This window comes from Ruegeria sp. YTSC004, from assembly GCF_059609805.1.
The window spans coordinates 87,202-103,229 of sequence record NZ_JBXWMJ010000011.1; the positions used below are offsets into that span (position 1 = coordinate 87,202).

The 16,028-nt window shown below is 51.8% G+C and carries 19 protein-coding genes; 13 read left to right on the forward strand and 6 right to left on the reverse strand.

The window, feature by feature from the left end; all coding sequences use genetic code 11:
• Window positions 1–136: 136 nt before the first annotated feature.
• The 4 genes from AC2FFP_RS18310 to AC2FFP_RS18325 all read right to left on the reverse strand — a co-directional run bounded on the left by AC2FFP_RS18310 (window position 137) and on the right by AC2FFP_RS18325 (window position 2,767).
• Window positions 137–778 carry a cysteine hydrolase family protein gene (locus AC2FFP_RS18310; RefSeq protein WP_496881343.1) on the reverse strand — a complete coding sequence of 214 codons (642 nt, stop codon included), beginning with the start codon at window positions 776–778 and terminating at the stop codon, window positions 137–139.
• Between the two features lie 255 nt (window positions 779–1,033).
• Entirely contained in the window at window positions 1,034–1,891 is an 858-nt protein-coding gene (locus tag AC2FFP_RS18315; RefSeq protein ID WP_496780720.1) for a DUF302 domain-containing protein, read from the reverse strand.
• A gap of 16 nt (window positions 1,892–1,907) precedes the next feature.
• Window positions 1,908–2,282: a DUF4345 domain-containing protein gene (locus AC2FFP_RS18320; protein ID WP_496769868.1), complete on the reverse strand. Its 375-nt coding sequence runs from the start codon at window positions 2,280–2,282 to the stop codon at window positions 1,908–1,910.
• Window positions 2,283–2,467: 185 nt separating this feature from the next.
• A complete protein-coding gene (locus AC2FFP_RS18325) occupies window positions 2,468–2,767 on the reverse strand; it encodes a hypothetical protein (RefSeq protein ID WP_117870867.1) in 300 nt (99 codons plus the stop codon).
• A gap of 572 nt (window positions 2,768–3,339) precedes the next feature.
• On the opposite strand from AC2FFP_RS18325, the gene AC2FFP_RS18330 reads away from it, so the two are divergent.
• The 4 genes from AC2FFP_RS18330 (at window position 3,340) to AC2FFP_RS18345 (ending at window position 6,000) form a co-directional block, all read left to right on the forward strand.
• Window positions 3,340–3,855 carry a DUF805 domain-containing protein gene (locus tag AC2FFP_RS18330; protein ID WP_496769870.1) on the forward strand — a complete coding sequence of 172 codons (516 nt, stop codon included), beginning with the start codon at window positions 3,340–3,342 and terminating at the stop codon, window positions 3,853–3,855.
• 74 nt (window positions 3,856–3,929) lie between these two features.
• The gene (locus AC2FFP_RS18335) at window positions 3,930–4,700 is read left to right on the forward strand and encodes a hypothetical protein (protein WP_496769872.1); all 771 of its coding nucleotides are present in this window, start codon (window positions 3,930–3,932) and stop codon (window positions 4,698–4,700) included.
• Window positions 4,701–4,787: 87 nt separating this feature from the next.
• A complete protein-coding gene (locus AC2FFP_RS18340) occupies window positions 4,788–4,979 on the forward strand; it encodes a hypothetical protein (protein WP_496881328.1) in 192 nt (63 codons plus the stop codon).
• A gap of 250 nt (window positions 4,980–5,229) precedes the next feature.
• The gene (locus AC2FFP_RS18345) at window positions 5,230–6,000 is read left to right on the forward strand and encodes a lysophospholipid acyltransferase family protein (RefSeq protein WP_058282256.1); all 771 of its coding nucleotides are present in this window, start codon (window positions 5,230–5,232) and stop codon (window positions 5,998–6,000) included.
• A gap of 329 nt (window positions 6,001–6,329) precedes the next feature.
• On the opposite strand, the gene AC2FFP_RS18350 is transcribed toward AC2FFP_RS18345, so the two are convergent.
• Window positions 6,330–6,698, reverse strand: coding sequence for a hypothetical protein (locus tag AC2FFP_RS18350; protein ID WP_298855186.1), 369 nt, complete (start codon window positions 6,696–6,698; stop codon window positions 6,330–6,332).
• Between the two features lie 452 nt (window positions 6,699–7,150).
• Between AC2FFP_RS18350 and AC2FFP_RS18355 the strand changes: the two genes are divergently transcribed.
• From AC2FFP_RS18355 to AC2FFP_RS18375, 5 genes are all read left to right on the forward strand, one after another.
• On the forward strand, window positions 7,151–7,915 hold the full coding sequence (locus tag AC2FFP_RS18355) for a TetR/AcrR family transcriptional regulator (protein ID WP_496881329.1): 765 nt from the start codon (window positions 7,151–7,153) through the stop codon (window positions 7,913–7,915).
• 122 nt (window positions 7,916–8,037) lie between these two features.
• Window positions 8,038–9,144: an alkene reductase gene (locus tag AC2FFP_RS18360; protein ID WP_496780717.1), complete on the forward strand. Its 1,107-nt coding sequence runs from the start codon at window positions 8,038–8,040 to the stop codon at window positions 9,142–9,144.
• A gap of 340 nt (window positions 9,145–9,484) precedes the next feature.
• A complete protein-coding gene (locus AC2FFP_RS18365; protein ID WP_496881330.1) occupies window positions 9,485–11,374 on the forward strand; it encodes an SLC13 family permease in 1,890 nt (629 codons plus the stop codon).
• Window positions 11,375–11,628: 254 nt separating this feature from the next.
• Entirely contained in the window at window positions 11,629–11,994 is a 366-nt protein-coding gene (locus tag AC2FFP_RS18370; protein ID WP_496769877.1) for an alpha/beta fold hydrolase, read from the forward strand.
• 39 nt (window positions 11,995–12,033) lie between these two features.
• On the forward strand, window positions 12,034–12,357 hold the full coding sequence (locus AC2FFP_RS18375; RefSeq protein WP_496881331.1) for an alpha/beta hydrolase family protein: 324 nt from the start codon (window positions 12,034–12,036) through the stop codon (window positions 12,355–12,357).
• Window positions 12,358–12,743: 386 nt separating this feature from the next.
• Here the strand turns inward: AC2FFP_RS18375 and AC2FFP_RS18380 are convergent, their stop codons facing one another.
• Window positions 12,744–13,631 carry a LysR family transcriptional regulator gene (locus AC2FFP_RS18380; protein WP_496769880.1) on the reverse strand — a complete coding sequence of 296 codons (888 nt, stop codon included), beginning with the start codon at window positions 13,629–13,631 and terminating at the stop codon, window positions 12,744–12,746.
• A 104-nt stretch (window positions 13,632–13,735) separates the two neighbouring features.
• Between AC2FFP_RS18380 and AC2FFP_RS18385 the strand changes: the two genes are divergently transcribed.
• From AC2FFP_RS18385 to AC2FFP_RS18400, 4 genes are all read left to right on the forward strand, one after another.
• Window positions 13,736–14,026, forward strand: a complete 291-nt coding sequence (locus tag AC2FFP_RS18385; RefSeq protein ID WP_496769882.1) for a putative quinol monooxygenase — start codon at window positions 13,736–13,738, stop codon at window positions 14,024–14,026.
• A gap of 26 nt (window positions 14,027–14,052) precedes the next feature.
• Entirely contained in the window at window positions 14,053–15,066 is a 1,014-nt protein-coding gene (locus tag AC2FFP_RS18390) for a zinc-binding alcohol dehydrogenase family protein (RefSeq protein WP_496881332.1), read from the forward strand.
• A complete protein-coding gene (locus AC2FFP_RS18395; RefSeq protein ID WP_496727397.1) occupies window positions 15,067–15,447 on the forward strand; it encodes a VOC family protein in 381 nt (126 codons plus the stop codon).
• 136 nt (window positions 15,448–15,583) lie between these two features.
• Window positions 15,584–15,967: a nuclear transport factor 2 family protein gene (locus AC2FFP_RS18400; RefSeq protein ID WP_496845052.1), complete on the forward strand. Its 384-nt coding sequence runs from the start codon at window positions 15,584–15,586 to the stop codon at window positions 15,965–15,967.
• Window positions 15,968–16,028: the final 61 nt, after the last annotated feature.

The following is a 16,028-nucleotide window of genomic DNA, read 5'->3' on the forward strand; positions in this document are numbered from 1 at the left end:
CTTACTCTTGCGACGATCCTACGGTTAAAATCTTCCCATTACTCCAAACCAGAGCCTCATAACAAACCTCGGCTCCTGCGCTTCCGCACCCAAAAAAACTATGCACCCCAACTGGCACTAACGTTTCGATTGCAATTTAGAGCGACGTAATCGCATTGATCACTGCTTCTCGGCTCTGAACAGCGCCAGTTTGTAGATATTCCATAGCTTTGAGAGCAGCTTCATGGGCTTGGACAGATGACCCGCCAACGCAATCTTCTACTACGCGGCAGAAGTAGTCTGATTGGTGGCCATCGACGAATGTGTAGTGCACACAAACATCTGTCAGCCCGCCGCACAACAAAAGTGTGTCTACCTTTAAACCTCGTAGCAGGATTTCGAAATCGGTTCCGAAAAATGCAGAATACCGTCGCTTCGGGACGATGTAGTCACCTTTGCGATATCCCATCTCATCTTTTGCAACCTCCGTTCTTGGATCGCCTTCGAGACAGTGTATGTCTTCGTCACCATCCAGTTCACGGCCGAAGTCTATCCTATCGGGACGATGGACTTCTTGGATGAAAATGACTGGCACATTGTAATCATGTGCGGCATCAACCAAATCAGGCGCAGCGATCATGCGCTCTTTGTAGCCCGGCATGTTGTCGATGGAGCGTACTTCGCTGTTATCAATAAACGTGCTCTTTTGAATGTCGATTACGATTAGGGCAGGTCTACCCTCGATCAGTTTCCTAGCTTGTTTGGTTTTAGTTGTCGTGTTCGACCTCCAATTTGCCAGGTCGTCCTGAAGAAATGCCCTTGTTGGGCCGGGTCGTCCCAGCGGGCAGATCAATTTTGACTAAATGTGCAACTGAGTATGGTCAAGACCGTGCTGCGTTGTTTTGGAATGAAAACTATATGCTCGCGCCCAGGGCAACATTGCCCGCAAACTGCCGTTAGGGGTTAAGTGTTGCGATGGTCTGTACCCAGCTCAGAATGGGCAGCCAAATACGGAATATAGCAATTCAGAAAAATTGTGACTTCCAACCAGCGGCTACTCAATTGCAGTGCGAAATGTTGCGGTAAGCCGTTTGTTCAAACCGTGATGAGGCTCGGCTGAGGAACCGTAGTGCAACTCTGCCAAGGCAGCGATGTCATTGAAAATGACTACGGAGCCGCCTTCTTCATTCGCGTAAACCAATAGTTTTTGGCAAAAGGCATCCAAACCAATTGCCGGAAAGCCCGCCATAGCCACGCCACCGGGTGCTGGTCCGCCGAACAGTAAGAGAACTGCATCCGGCAGTTCCACCCCCAGATGGGACGCTTCGGTCGCAAAATCGATTTCCCCAAACCAGACAGTATCGTCCTGCCCCATCACGGCTGCCCTGAGACGTTCGACTGCCTCTGGTACGCTGAGCTGAGATCGCAGTTCGATGACCCCATAGTCGGTAAACAACCCGTTGGTCGGCGCTGGTGTTGCATCCAAGTTGTTTAGAACTTCGAGCATCTTGCTATGAAATGTATTTAACGCTTGTGTGTCATTCAGACCATGCCGCACTTTGAGAAACTGAGAGTCTGTATAGGCGATCTGCGGGCGATCATCCTGATCGAAGGAAAGAACGCGAAAAGGAAGGTCCAGACCTGCTCGTACGTTCTCTTCCAGAATGGGCGTGTTTATCTCTGGATCAGAGAAAATGAGTACACGTGATGCTGGCATTGCTACGCCTTCAGCTTTGGCCAAGCGCGCGTGATCTATCGATGCGATTGGAGTAGCTCCCGCTTCGTCAACGGCAGTCTCAAGCGCTAAGAAGTTTTCGTCCACCGCGGTCTGGACAGATGTCGATTGTGCAAAAGCGGATGTCGCAACCGAAAAAGTTGCAATCATCGAGAGAACAAAGCCAAACCTCACCATTTTACCACTTCCTTTTTTATCGTATTTTTGTCAGGGAAACCGCCGCCAGAGCCGCAAAAGCTATCTCGGCCGCAAGGTAAAAGAGAAGTATCCCGTTCGGAACTCCATCGATAAAAATGCTTAGTATGCGTCCAACGGCCAGTCCCGACATAAACAAAAATAGAACCCACAGCGCGGGGCGTTGTAATTCTGGTTTCGAAGCGGCCGCCAACCAAAACAAAGCGTTTGCCAGATAAAGACCCATAATCGCTCGGAACACGTGGGTTTGGTTCGTCCCTTCCACAGGAAAACCCAGCAAAACTGGGATCGAACTGCCGGGCATTAGACCGTATGATAACGCAATTGGCACGAGGCCGACGGCAGCAAGCAGAAGGACAAATCTAGCACTCATGGAGGACTCCTTCTTGTAGAGGTTTCGCTTTGTTTACAAAACTCCTGATCGGTTTATTGAGGCATCCGATGATCCGAAACGGATGCCCACGCTACGCTTTGAAAGGCGTATCCGACAGGCCAAGTCGAGCTTTCTGAAGAGCGAACCGGTACTGCGCAACCGTATTCAGCTGCGCACCAAACAGATCACAATGCGCCTTCGTCGCCCAGGAACTCGATACCAGCTGTCGCGCCATCACTGTAAGCAATGCAATTCCAAGGAGCACGATCCTCGCCAACGCCGACTGTGACCTGTGTTCCCGCCTCGCTAAACGCGGATGAGAGCACCACGACTTGCGAATTGTTTGTCGTATTGGCTACATCTCGCAAACACGCCTGCTGAGCCGGCGTGAGCTCGGCGGACGCGCTTGATGTACTCGTATCGTCGCAGGCCGCAAGCAGTGTGAAACAAGTTGCGCCCGCAATCATCACCATCTTGTTAGACATTTTCTTCTCCCTCTGGTTCCCTTGAAATTAGTGAAATTGGATGCGCTTGTTTGAAGCTCTCGCGCCTGTGCAGCCAATTGAACATACCTTGATCCTGTGACTACCTTTCCCAAAACTTGCCGTGGGGGGCGCCGTGGGGGGCTTGGTCGGCGGGACGATATTTTGTTGACTATCGGGGCCGCCAATAACGTGCGAAGGCTGAATGACGCCACTAGCAAACGCTAGAGCGAATTCAGGAGAGAGGGCGAGTTCGTTAAGTCTAAGCATCGCGTCCTCCCAGCGCTCAATCATTATAAAGTGCCTTCCGACCGCTAGCACTCACTCCAGCAGTCGGAAGGGCTCGGCACAGCGAGCAGCAACGACAACAACGGAGGTAAAATAAAGTTGTGTCGAATTCGCATGTTTGAATCTAATTTTTAATAAATCAATATTTTTTCCGCGCGTAAATTTCTCTACGCTCTCGTACGATAGGCCTCTGCGTTCAAGCAAAAAAGTAAGTGGGAGCTGCGAGTGTGTTCCCCTGAGCAGCGAAGCGATTTGAGGCCGCACAGAAACAATGAAGGGATTGAAAGATGGGATTTGGTGAAGCCGTTAAGACGTGTTTCTCGAAATACTTCCAGTTCTCCGGTCGGGCTATACGCTCAGAATACTGGTGGTTCTTCTTGTTTGTGGTTCTCGTGAGTGCTGGTTTAGCTGTGCTGGATACGATCATATTCGGGACCAACCCAGAAACTGGGCAAGGATCTCGGGTCCTGTCCTCTGTTTTCCAGCTGGCTGTTCTCATACCTATGCTGGCCGCCGGTTGGCGAAGGCTGCATGATACAGGACGACCTGGCTGGTATTTGCTGCTGCCGATGGCGCTCAGCATTACAACGCTATTTGTTATGCTGGGTGGGGTGGCGTTCTTTTCGGTATTGGAGCAAGGGACCGAAAATCCCGATGCATTGCGAGGACCTGCGGCCGTCCTGGGTGTGACCGGTATCGTTGTTGTCTCAATCCTTCAATTGGTTCTGTCCATTCTGATGATCTGGTGGCTGACACGACCTCCCCAAGAAGGCGCAAACGAATACGGCGAACCTGTTTCCTGATCTGGCTGTCCGGGCAATTGGCTGGAACTTCTGCTGAACGACAGTGCGAACCGTAACTCAATGGAGAGAAAAAAATGAGCTGCAAAACCATTTCCATTGGAATGCTACTGATGGCAGTGGCGACCACAGCATCAGCGGAGTGGTCTTTCAGCTCCGGGCCCAACCCCAATGCGTTTATTCAGACAGGAAACATGACGCTGGAACTTCAGTGTGACCGTATTCGCTTTGCTCCGGCTGGATTCGAGGACAGCCAGGACATTGCGGACAAGCAGGGGCTTTCCATTCGTTTCTTGAAGAACGGCACCACCGAAGTTGGAGCATTTCAGGTTGGCGCAGAAAACGCTGCCGTGCAGATCGTCGACAACTATCCCGTCGAGGTCAGTTTCAATAGTCAGCCGGACTATGGTTTTGTTCTGGACCAGCTTGCGGCTAATGCATCGGTTAATCTGTCGATGATTGATCAAGATGTCAGCTACGGAATTTTTGACTTGAAAGGTTCCAGCGCAGCAATTCGGTCCCTTCGTTCTGCGTGCAACTCGGATGTTAGCCAAGAGGCCTCATACGAAGCACCCGAAGGCATCGTCTATTGTGGTGGCGGAGCGATAGAGCGCGTGATCGAACCCGTAATTTTGGACAATCCAGAGGGGGAGTGGGACGCGCGAGTAACGGTTAACGGCGAGCCGATCAGAGCCATGACGGCCTACAGTTACTTCGGAAACTCTGAGCCGCCCGCCGGATTTGTCGTCGCCCTCCTTGGGGAGGACAGGTCCGAGTTTCTGATTTTTAGCGAAGGCTCGGCAAACTGGCTGGAATACGGGGACTACAGGTATGATCAGTGCAATTGATATCTCCTTCCAACCAGCTGCCAAAGTAGTGCGTCAGATGAAATGTTTGGCTTCCGGTATGGTGCTGGTTTCGGGTCTAGGAAGCGTGTGGCATTTCAATTCTCGGGTGGTGATGTCGCCCATGCTCATGCGCATCTGATACCGCTTCTCGACAAGTACGATGTCATCTCGCGACGCTACATCGAGCAAGAAGTAATCACCTTCAAACCAATCCCGAATCCGGGGAACAACGAGCTCCGAACCTTTGCCAAACTAATTGCGGATGCTCTCGACCGATGATGTAACTTTGGGCTCTTACCGATATTCTATGCCAAGGCCGGTCAGTTGTTACTCAAGTCAGACTGAAGCACCAAGATACATTCCGCTACGTCGTCTTTTCTCATTGATCTGGTACTGACTTCGACAGATAGAGAGGTGTGCGGTGGCTGTCTTCCTTCGCAAGTGGCGCATGTCAAAGCGCTGCCGGAGGACCTCCGGTGGCATTTATTCATGGCTTACGCACCAGCCACAGGCCCTATCAGAGGACGTCATGCCCTTTTCACCTGACGGTCAAGACCGCGCTACTCGCGCCATTGACCCATTGCCAATACGCCTTATCAAGCGCGCTATACTGGTTCTTGTCGGCCTGTTTTATTTCCTCTTCGTGGCCTTTGCCCCTCTTCTTTGCGTTCGGCGCAGAGGGTTTCGGGGTTGGTATTGGCGCCTGGTGAAACGGTCATGTTCCCGCCTGCTGTGGCTCCTCAGCATCCGCGTCGAGATGCGTCCTGAGGAAAAGAATGCCCTCGCCGCCGACACCAACAGCATCATCGTGGTTAACCACCGTAGCCATCTCGATGGCTTCAGTCTCATGCATGTGGTGCCCGACACCAAATGGTTCACTTTCGCGGCGAAATCAGAGTTCTGGAACAGCAAACTCCTGCGTACTGGTTTTGATGGAGCGGGTCTCGTCCCTATCAACCGGGATTCCGGTTCAACGGCCATGGATACGCTGACAAAGGCTGTCAGGGAAATGCCTGCCCGTTGTTCCATTGTGCTATTCCCAGAAGGCACCCGGGCCAAAACAGAATCGCTAGGGGACTTTAAGGCGGGTGCTGTATTAGTCGCCCGAGAAACCGGTCGCACGATCACCCCCATTGTCATCCACGACAGCGATAGTCTACTTCCACGCGGCAAACATTTACCGCGCAGCGGGACGATCCGTGTGGAGGCTTTGCCAACATTTACGTGCGATCCTACCGCTAGTGTGGATGAGGATCTGGCGCGATTGCGCAGGCAGATGATGGCTGTATTTGAGCGGTGAAGTCTGTTTGACAGAAATATGCAGAAACCGAGTTTTTTGAGTTTCCGCTACGCGTAGCGGCAGATAACAGATTTGCAGAGCAGTTGTACTTGTTGGTGGGATTTTCTCCAACGGGTATCGATATTCGAAGACCTAGTTAGTACCCGTATTTCAGTATGCTCTTGGCCATTCGTATTTATGGATGGGCTGCTTGGTATTGTCTCTGAATTCTCAGAAGAGAATGGACAATTAAGTGCCCTGATCTCGCGATTCTTGCCGGAGGCAGAAAAAGCAGGGGAGACACGAATTTGCCAGATGCTGTACGACGTATGAGTGACCAAAAGCTAACACTAAGCTGCCATCAGACCACCAGCATCGCCTGCGATACCGACTATGCAATCATCGCCGATCTGAATGCGATTTGCCGGGCTTTCCCCTCCGAGTTCCAGTTTGGGTGAGGTTAACCAGAACGCGCATTGCCACGGGGTCATTTCACGTGGCAGGGCTTTCAACACTTTTTCCATCAAAGGAAGCGGGGTTCCATCCTGAGCAAACTGGAAAGATGGATAGGCGTTGGCTCCTTTGTAAGGTAAAGAAAGTACCTTCCCGGTTCGTGTCCAGATGTCGGCTATCCGCGTGATCTGCCAGGAGCCCTTCTGCCATTGTGCGTGCACGCCTACATCGTCCAGCAACGGATACTCACGCGCAAAATCATCCATCCGGATGTCATTGACCGCGCAACAATGCCCCTCGAAATTATGCAAATACATCTACTTACTCACTGAACTCACTAACAACTCATGAAACGATACTGCCAAAAAACCGTTCTAACCAAAGTTAAGAAGTTCACATTGGGCAAATTAAACTTCAGCTAACCTCGTTTTTTTGCCTAACGCGCTGAAATTATTGTTGGTTTGCTTACGATGACCCGCCGTTCTAATGCTCGTAAAACCAGTTCTGAATTCTTGGCTTTGTTACTCATTGGAGTATTAATCCTCACAAGCTGAGGGCATTGGCCATGAATCTACCGAACCAATCTCTGGTTTGTTAGTGATCAACATCAACGCGTTGGACAAAGCCGCCAGTCATTCTGTCCAGTGTTGGAAACTAGTACCGAGCGCGGGCTCTCTTTTCTACGATCAAGATCCTCGTCGTCTGACACTCCGGCAAAATGACAAACAGTCCTGATCCTAAGATTAGCGTGACACCAAGCGGGATGGGGAGGTTTTGTATTTCTACCGACCTAAATTCCTTTCTCTGGTCACAATACGGACTGACCATTCCAAAAATTTCCTACCGCCACCTTGAATTTCTGGACCAATCATTCCAAATCATGCGCATGAGCAAAAAAACTCTCCCAAATGGCGACATCAAATCATCCGCAGGTCCAGGTAGACCTCGTGCCTTTGACGAAGCTGAGGCATTGGAAAAAGCCTTGTGTGTATTTTGGCACAAGGGCTACGAGACCGCGTCCCTGGACGATCTGACCAAGGCCATGGGTTTGAGTCGGTCTAGCTTCTATGGTGCGTTCGGCAACAAGCAGGCTTTGTTTCACAAAGCCCTCAGCCACTATTCAAGGCGTGGTTTGAAAGAGCTGCGTGACGTTGCTGATGCAGGCGGAGATGACCCTGTTGGTGCGATAATGGAAGCTTTGGCGAACCCGCAAGGCGGCCGTGATGGCTGCATGCTTATCAACTGCCTGACGGAACTTGCTCCTCATAATGATGAAGTGGCGGCTCTCGGGCGGCAGCATTTGGAGAATATTGACGAGATTATTGCGAGAGCGCTTGAGCCTTCGGATCCGGGACAGGCCCTCAACAAGGCACGCGCCTTTGCGTCCCTTGCAATCGGAACACTAGCCTTGCGCAAGGCGGGCGTTCCCGCTGAGCAGATATCGCAAACCCTGAAACAAGCCCGGTTGGTGATTTCGCCATAAGGCCTCCCGCCGCCATAAAGAAATGAAACCTAAAACAAACTCAATCATGAGACAGTGACCCTAATATTGGACTGATTGGTCCAATAATATCTGAACGAAGTTTACCAAAGAAGGAAGCAGCAATGGCTGATGAAAAACTGTTCTCCGGCATCAAAGCTGGTGCAATCGAGCTGAAAAACCGCGTTGTCATGGCGCCACTGACCCGCAACCGGGCAAGGGCAGAAGATGACAGCGTTCATGAATTGCAGGCCGAATACTACGCCCAGCGGGCGGGTGCTGGTCTGATCATCACAGAAGCTTCTCAAATCTCGCCTCAAGGCAAAGGCTATGCCTGGACGCCCGGCATTTATTCCGAAACACAGATAGAAGGCTGGAAAAAAGTGACTGAGGCCGTCCATGCAAAGGGTGGCAAGATCGTGATCCAGCTTTGGCATGTGGGTCGGATTTCCCATACCAGCTTGCAACAGGACGGTGGCGCCCCTGTTGCACCATCCGCAATTGGAGCTAAGGCCAAGACGTTTGATGGTGAGCAGTTTGTTGAAACATCTGAACCGCGGGCTCTGGCCATCGAAGAAATTGCTGGCATCGTTGCGGACTACCGGAGGGCCGCGGAAAACGCCAAAGAGGCCGGTTTCGACGGTGTCGAGGTCCACGCAGCCAACGGATACCTTATTGATCAATTCCTGCGGGACGAATCCAATAAGCGTGAAGACGAATACGGCGGTCCTGTCGAGAATAGAGCACGGTTCCTGAAAGAGGTCATGGACGTGGTTGTCGATGTCTGGGGCGCCGACCGCGTTGGTGTCCGCCTCAGCCCATTCTCGGACGCCAACAACATCTCCGACAGCGACCCACAGGCGACATTCACCCATGCGGTCAAATTGCTGAATGGTTATGGGCTGGCCTATCTCCATCTCGTGGAGGGACAGACCGGCGGCCCGCGCGATATTCCGGAAGGTGGCGATCTGAAGGCGCTCTATGAATTGTTTGACGGTGCGAAAATGGGCAACAACGCTTATGACCGCGAAATGGCGATTGAATCGGTTAAGACCGGTGCCGTCGATCTGGTGGCTTTCGGCCGACCGTTCATTTCCAACCCGGATCTTGTCAGTCGGCTGGAGAAAGACACCTCGCTGAATGAGCTGGATGCAACTACCCTCTACGGCGGTAATGAAAAAGGATACACCGACTACCCGGCACTGGAGGAGAAAGCGGTTGCCGCAGAGTGATGCATCACTCTTAACTCCTTGGTGACAGGCAATACCAAATAGAGTGAGCGCGCCGGTTTGGACGCGCTCACTTCGCGGGTACGGCAATATCCTTTCTTGAAGCGGGGTTCTGTCACAAGTCTATGAATGGACTGCTTCCCTCCGATTGCAGTGATTAAGAGAGGCTTTTGAGTTTATCTTCAGCGTCTCTTTGAGTTGGCGAAATCCAGGTTTCAGCAGATACCTCGTCCGAGAAAACGAGCTGCGTAAGTCGGCCTGAGGGATTTTGGCCTTATCTGCTGCGCAGAGTTGGTCCTTCGTATTTGCTGGTAGTCAGGTAACGTTAGGTTGGGAGTACGATATGGAATTACCAACACTGACGTACGAAATGATAGCCGTACTGAGTCTATTGTCTTTTACGGTCTTACTTTTTGTTACCGAGATTATACGGATCGATGTCGCAGCAATTCTTGTAATGGTACTGCTTGGCGCACTGAGCTATCTACCGGGGCTAGGTAATCTAGCCGATGTATCCAAGCTCTTTGAAGGTTTTTCCTCGAACGCCGTGATGTCCATCATCGCAGTTATGGTAATTGGGGCTGGGCTTGATAAGACTGGACTTATGTCAAAGGTCGCTGCCTTGATCCTCAAAAATGGTGGTACGACAGAGGCCCAGATAATTCCCATAATATCAACAACGGTTGGTGTCATCAGTTCTTTCATGCAGAACGTGGGAGCTGCTGCGCTTTTTCTGCCTGTTGTGAGCCGCATCTCAGCACGTACGGAAATCCCGATGAGTAGGTTGCTTATGCCCATGGGGTTTTGCGCGATTCTGGGTGGTACGATCACATTGGTCGGGTCGTCGCCCCTCATCCTGTTGAATGACCTGATTGTTTCGGCAAATTCATCCCTTCCGGCTAATCAACAAATGGAGACATTTGGGTTGTTTTCAGTCACGCCTATCGGTGTGATGCTGGTGCTGACAGGGGTGCTTTATTTTGTGCTCTTTGGTCGTTGGGTCCTCCCAACGCAGCGGGAGCGTGGAGAAGACGCAAGCTCAGCTAGGTCCATGCAGACTTATGTCGAAAACACCTATGGGCTTAGGGCTGATATGTTCGAGATTCGTGTTCCTGAAGGCTCGATCTTGATAGGACAAACGCTCGCGGATGTCATGGTCGCCCATAACATTTACATTCTCGGCACATCCTATCGCGGCCACAAGGTCATCGCGCCGATGGCGGATACCAAGATCGAAGCCCCTGCGCGGCTCGCAGTGCTTGGCCTGCGTCGGGTGGTTGAGCATCAGTTTGCTGAGCCTTACGGATTAGAGATACTACCCCAACTAGATGTCTTTGCGGATGATTTCGCCGCGACTCAATCGGGGGTGGCAGAGGTTGTTATTCCCCCCGGTTCTTCAGTGATCGGCCAGACTCCGATTGATTTGCGTCTCCGTCAGACACATGGGCTATCTTTGTTGGCCATTCAGCGAGGCGAAGAAACACTGAGCCATGTGGAAACTGAAGATCATGCTGCAACGCATATCGGGCAAGTCCCTTTGCAGGCCGGTGATACGTGTGTGGTGCACGTGCAGTGGGACCGTCTGACACGACTGATGTCGGACAGGGATTTTGTCGTCGTAACTTCGGACTTTCCCCAGGAAGAGTTACGACCACACAAGGTCGGTTGGGCGCTCGCCTTCTTCCTTATAGCGTTGAGCTTAATTCTGTTCTCTGATCTGCGTTTGTCGCTGTGCCTATTAATTGGCGCTGTTGGCATGGTTTTGAGCCGGGTGTTATCGATTGATGAAGCCTACGAGTCGATCAGTTGGAGCACAGTCTTTCTACTGGCTTCGCTGATCCCGTTGGGCCAAGCAGTTCAGAACACTGGCACTGCGGATTGGATTGCCGCGCATGTGTTGGCCCTCCTGAAGGGTTGGCCGATCTGGTCGTTGCAAGCAGGGATCGCCGTTTTGGCGACTGCGTTCACGCTGGTCATGTCCAATGTAGGCGCAACTGTCCTCCTGGTGCCGCTAGCAGTTTCTATTGCCGTATCCGCGGGTGGCAATCCGGCTGTGTTTGCTCTCACCGTGGCAATTTCAACGTCCAACTCATTTTTGATCCCAACACACCAAGTGAACGCGTTGATCATGGGCCCGGCAGGCTACCGGGTGGTCGATTTCGTTCGCTCGGGTGGAATCATGACTCTACTTTTCTTGGTTGTCTCAATGACCGGACTTGCGCTCTTCTTCTGATGCGCTTCTTGGCGATCCGCATTGATGAACTCTGCTTCAGCTGAGAAGAACTGGTAAGATGAGGTCTTTGAGACCAATCCTTTTGTTGGAGCAGCAGATCCGAGATCTATGCAAATGGACCTTCGCTGCGAGCAAGAGAAGAAGGGCGGCGAACAAATGCAAACCTGACGTCGACATACGCTGGTACTGGACCGTTTTTGTTTCATCGATCACTGTTGCTTGGCCAATATCGTCGGCATATTGGAGAGTTCACAATGAAGTTCCTTCGAACACCTGATCATCGGTTTGACGGGTTGCCAGATTTCGCATTCGGCCCGAACTATCTTGATGTGGAAGATACCGAAGGCGGTCGTCTCCGAATGCACTATTGGGACGAGGGACCGGCACAGGCACAGACAGTATTGTTGATGCATGGAGAACCAACCTGGTGCTTCCTGTATCGGCGCATGATTTTGTTGTTCAAAGATGCGGGCCATCGAGTTCTGGCTCCTGATTTGATTGGGTTTGGACGGTCGGACAAGCCAAGTGAGCGATCCGACTTCACCTACCAACGCCATGTAGACTGGATGTCCGAGTGGTTGCGGAAAGTTGACCTAACGGGCATCACATTGATTTGCTAGGAGTGGGGAGGACTCATCGGCTTGCGGCTGGTTGCGAGTATGCCCGAGCGGTTCTCTCGGGTAGTTGTTGCAAACACGGCCTTGCCCACCGGTGACACGCCCTTGGGCGAGGCATTTCTTTCATGGCGGGAATACTCGCAATCCGTTCCTGAATTTAATTCGGGACGCATTGTATTCGGTGGCACAACATCCAAGATTTCCGACGAAGAGGTCGCAGCCTACAACGCACCGTTCCCGGATGCGCGCTATCTGGCATGCGCTCGACAGTTTCCAATGTTGGTGCCCGACAAACCCGACAACCCTGCTTCAGAAGCCAACCGAGCCGCATGGAAAACCCTCAAGACCCTCAACACTCCGTTCTGACCGTTTTTGGAGAAGATGACAGGGTCATGGCAGGAGTAGACAAAGTGTTCCAAAAGTCGATCCCAGGAGCCGCCGGTCGAAACCATACCGTGCTACCAAAAGCCGGGCATTTCATCCAAGAAGATGCTGGCACAGACTTGGTACACGTGACTCTGAAATTCATTGAGCAGTCTTAGCGGCTATCAGTTGGTGCAACCCGCCGGAATGTTCGCCTCTAAAAGATATTCGCCTTTGCAGCAGTTTCCGGCCAAAAGGGCGGTTACTGAAGGTTATCCTGAGCTACGGCTTAGATATTCCTCTTCGATTCAATTGATTCACTAACAGCTAGGACAGGCGTGAACAGCGCAGCCAATCGCAGAAGCGATTTAGTGTCTTCCCCTGCGGCCTTAACTCACACCAAATTTGCGACGCAAATGCTCAGCTAAGGCCGTTATGCGACGTGGTTGGGCTCGGCTAGGCGGAAACATCATTTGCAAAGGTTTCGGCGGTGGGAGGAAGTCGCGCAAGACAGAGACAAGTCTGCCAGATCGAACATCGTCGCCGACATCAAGCTCCGACTTCAATACGACTCCATGGCCTGTAATCGCCCAATCGCGGATGAGTGATCCATCATTGACTATTCGATTTCCTTTTACCGATACGCGCTGGGCACTTGGTCCTGATCCAAACTCCCAAACGTTGTCGATCATGTCGCCAAACCTCATGACCAAGCAGTTGTGGTTTAATAGATCTTCTGGTTTTTCAGGCGTTCCGAATGAGGCCAGGTAACTTGGGGACGCACATACGAAACGTTGGTAGCTTCCTAGATTTCGCAACCTGAGCGAGCTGTCTGTGATGTTGCCGAAGCGAACGGCGAGGTCGAAACCCTGGCCCACAAGGTCGACATAGCCGTCCGAGAGGGACAGTTCGATTGAGACAGCAGGGTTCTCTTCGGTGAATTCGGCAATAACCTCGGAAACAAAGCTACGTCCCAAGTCAATGGGCGCGCTTATGCGAATTGGGCCAGACAGAGTTTCGGCGCCGCGCCGAACAAGTGTATCCAGGTCCGCAACCTCACTGAGTATGCTTCTTGCTCCGTCAGCTAGTGTCCGGCCTTCTTCGGTAAGGCTAATGGAACGGGTGGTGCGGTTGAACAAAACCACTCCGTAATGTGCCTCGAGAGCCGCGAGCCGCTCGGACACTGTCGTGCTCGACATCCCTGTCTCGCGCGCCGCGGCCACAAGACTGCCTTTCTCGGCTATGGTCAGAAACAAGCGAAGATTGTCTAAATGCATTAAACGGAATTTCCGGATTATATGTTCGATTATACCCCGTTTATCCCGAAAGTACTGCGGCGTAAATCTAACGCATCGCGCCAATACACAAGGGACCTATTCTAATGGCCAAGTTGACAATCGTCGCCAACATCAAAGCCAACCCCGACAAGATCGACCTCGTAAAGGGTGAGCTGATCAAGCTCATCGATATAACCTGTGCCGAAGAGGGTTGCATTAACTATGACCTGCACCAGGACAACGACAACCCGGCTCATTTCGTGTTCTACGAAAACTGGGAAAGCCGAGAGCTTTGGCAAACCCACATGGGTGCTCCGCACCTTGCGGCGTACCTGGAAGCAACAGAGGGCGCCGTTGCAGAGTTCACGTTGAATGAGATGACAATCATCAGTTGATACAGAACCGGACAAAGGAGCACGTTATGAAAGCCGTGGGATACCGTGAGACAGGGTCGATTGAGCGGGCGGATGCCTTAATCGACTTCGATACCGACAGACCGACGCCGAAGGGGCACGACTTGTTGGTCAAGGTGCAGGCCGTGTCAGTGAACCCAGTCGATACGAAAATTCGTCAAAAACGAGCGCCTGCAGGTGCAGCACCAGATATTCTGGGGTGGGACGCAGTAGGGATCGTCGAAGCAGTTGGCGAAGCGGTTGAGACTTTTAGTCCGGGACATACAGTTTGGTATGCCGGGGCGATAAACAGACCGGGAACCAATGCTGAGTTTCATCTGGTTGATGAACGTATTGTCGGAGCCGCGCCAAAATCCATACCTGCAAAAGCAGCTGCGGCGATGCCGCTAACGACGCTTACTGCCTTTGAGATGTTGTTCGACCGCTTGCGAGTCCAAGATGCCGTTTTCGGCGGGACCAATACGTTACTGGTTATTGGTGGCGCAGGCGGTGTCGGGTCAATTACCATTCAATTGGCGCGGGCTCTCACTGACTTGACGGTGATTGCCACTGCGTCCCGACCCGAGACACAAGACTGGGTTCGAGAGCTTGGCGCACATCATGTCATCAACCATGCGGAACCTTTTGGCACACAACTCGGGGTTCTCGGTATCGAAAGCGTGGATTTCATCTTTTCAACGAACCATTCCCAGGTTTACGCGGCTCAAGCCGGAGAGGTGATGACACCTCAAGGTCGCTTTGGGTTGATCGATGATCCTGAGACCTTTGACATCGCGCCATTCAAACCCAAATCGATCTCATTGCATTGGGAGTTCATGTACACTCGCTCGCTTTTTGGGACTGAAGATATAAACCGTCAAAGCGAAATTCTGAATCAGGTTGCCGGGTTGATAGACGATGGAAAGATCAGATCCACAGCAACCGATACACTTGGTACAATCAATGCTGCAAACTTAATGAAAGCGCATGCTATCCTCCAAAGTGGCAAGGCCAAAGGAAAGCTCGTGCTTGAGGGTTTTTAGATGAGAATTGAACGTCTAGATCACGTAAATATCGTGACGACAAAATTGCCTGAGATGGTTACTTGGTATGAAGAGGTCCTGGGTTTGAGACCTGGGGCCCGCCCTGATTTTCCGTTTTCCGGGGCTTGGTTGTATGCGGGTAATCACGCCGTGGTTCACCTTGTGGGTCGCGAAGGCACGCCAAATGTCGGCTCCGAAGTGAAGCTCAAGCTCGAGCATTTTGCGCTCTCAGCCACGGGGCTGAGCGCATTCGAAGAAAAACTGATCTCGGGTCAAATCCAGTACCGCAAAACTGACGTCCCAGGGGCTCGAATGGTCCAAATCCATGTGGCCGATCCTGATGGAAATCATATTCATATAGACTTCGAAGAAACCGAGTAAGTGGCTAGCCCTCGAAATAGTTGGAACGCAAAATCAAGCTCCTGCCGACTAGTGGTCGAGATCCTTGCCGGGTTGCTTCCAAGAATTACTCGGACCAACATTTTTGGGCGGTACAAACGTCGATTCGGAGATCAGCATGCCGGACCTCGAAACAAACAAGAAAAACGTCATCGCTTTCTACGAAATGATGTTCAACGAGTGTCGACCTGCCGAGGCCATAGCAACCTTTGTTGGTGAAACCTATACGCAGCACAACCCACATGTTGGCGACGGCAAGCAAGCCTTTGTCGAGTATTTCGAGCGCATGGCTGCCGAATACCCCGGAAAGCGAGTGGACATCAAACGCGCCTTTGCTGAAGACGACCACGTTGTTCTGCATTGCCACCAAATCTGGCCCGATGGTCTTGAGTACGCAGGGATCGATATTTTTCGCCTGGATGTTGAAGGTAAGGTTGTCGAGCACTGGGATGTTCTTCAGGAAATTCCAGCAATAAGCGCGAATGACAATGGCATGTTTTAACTTAACCGTTCTGACCACGGTGCATGTAACTTTGAAGACTCCTGTCGGCTGAACCACGATA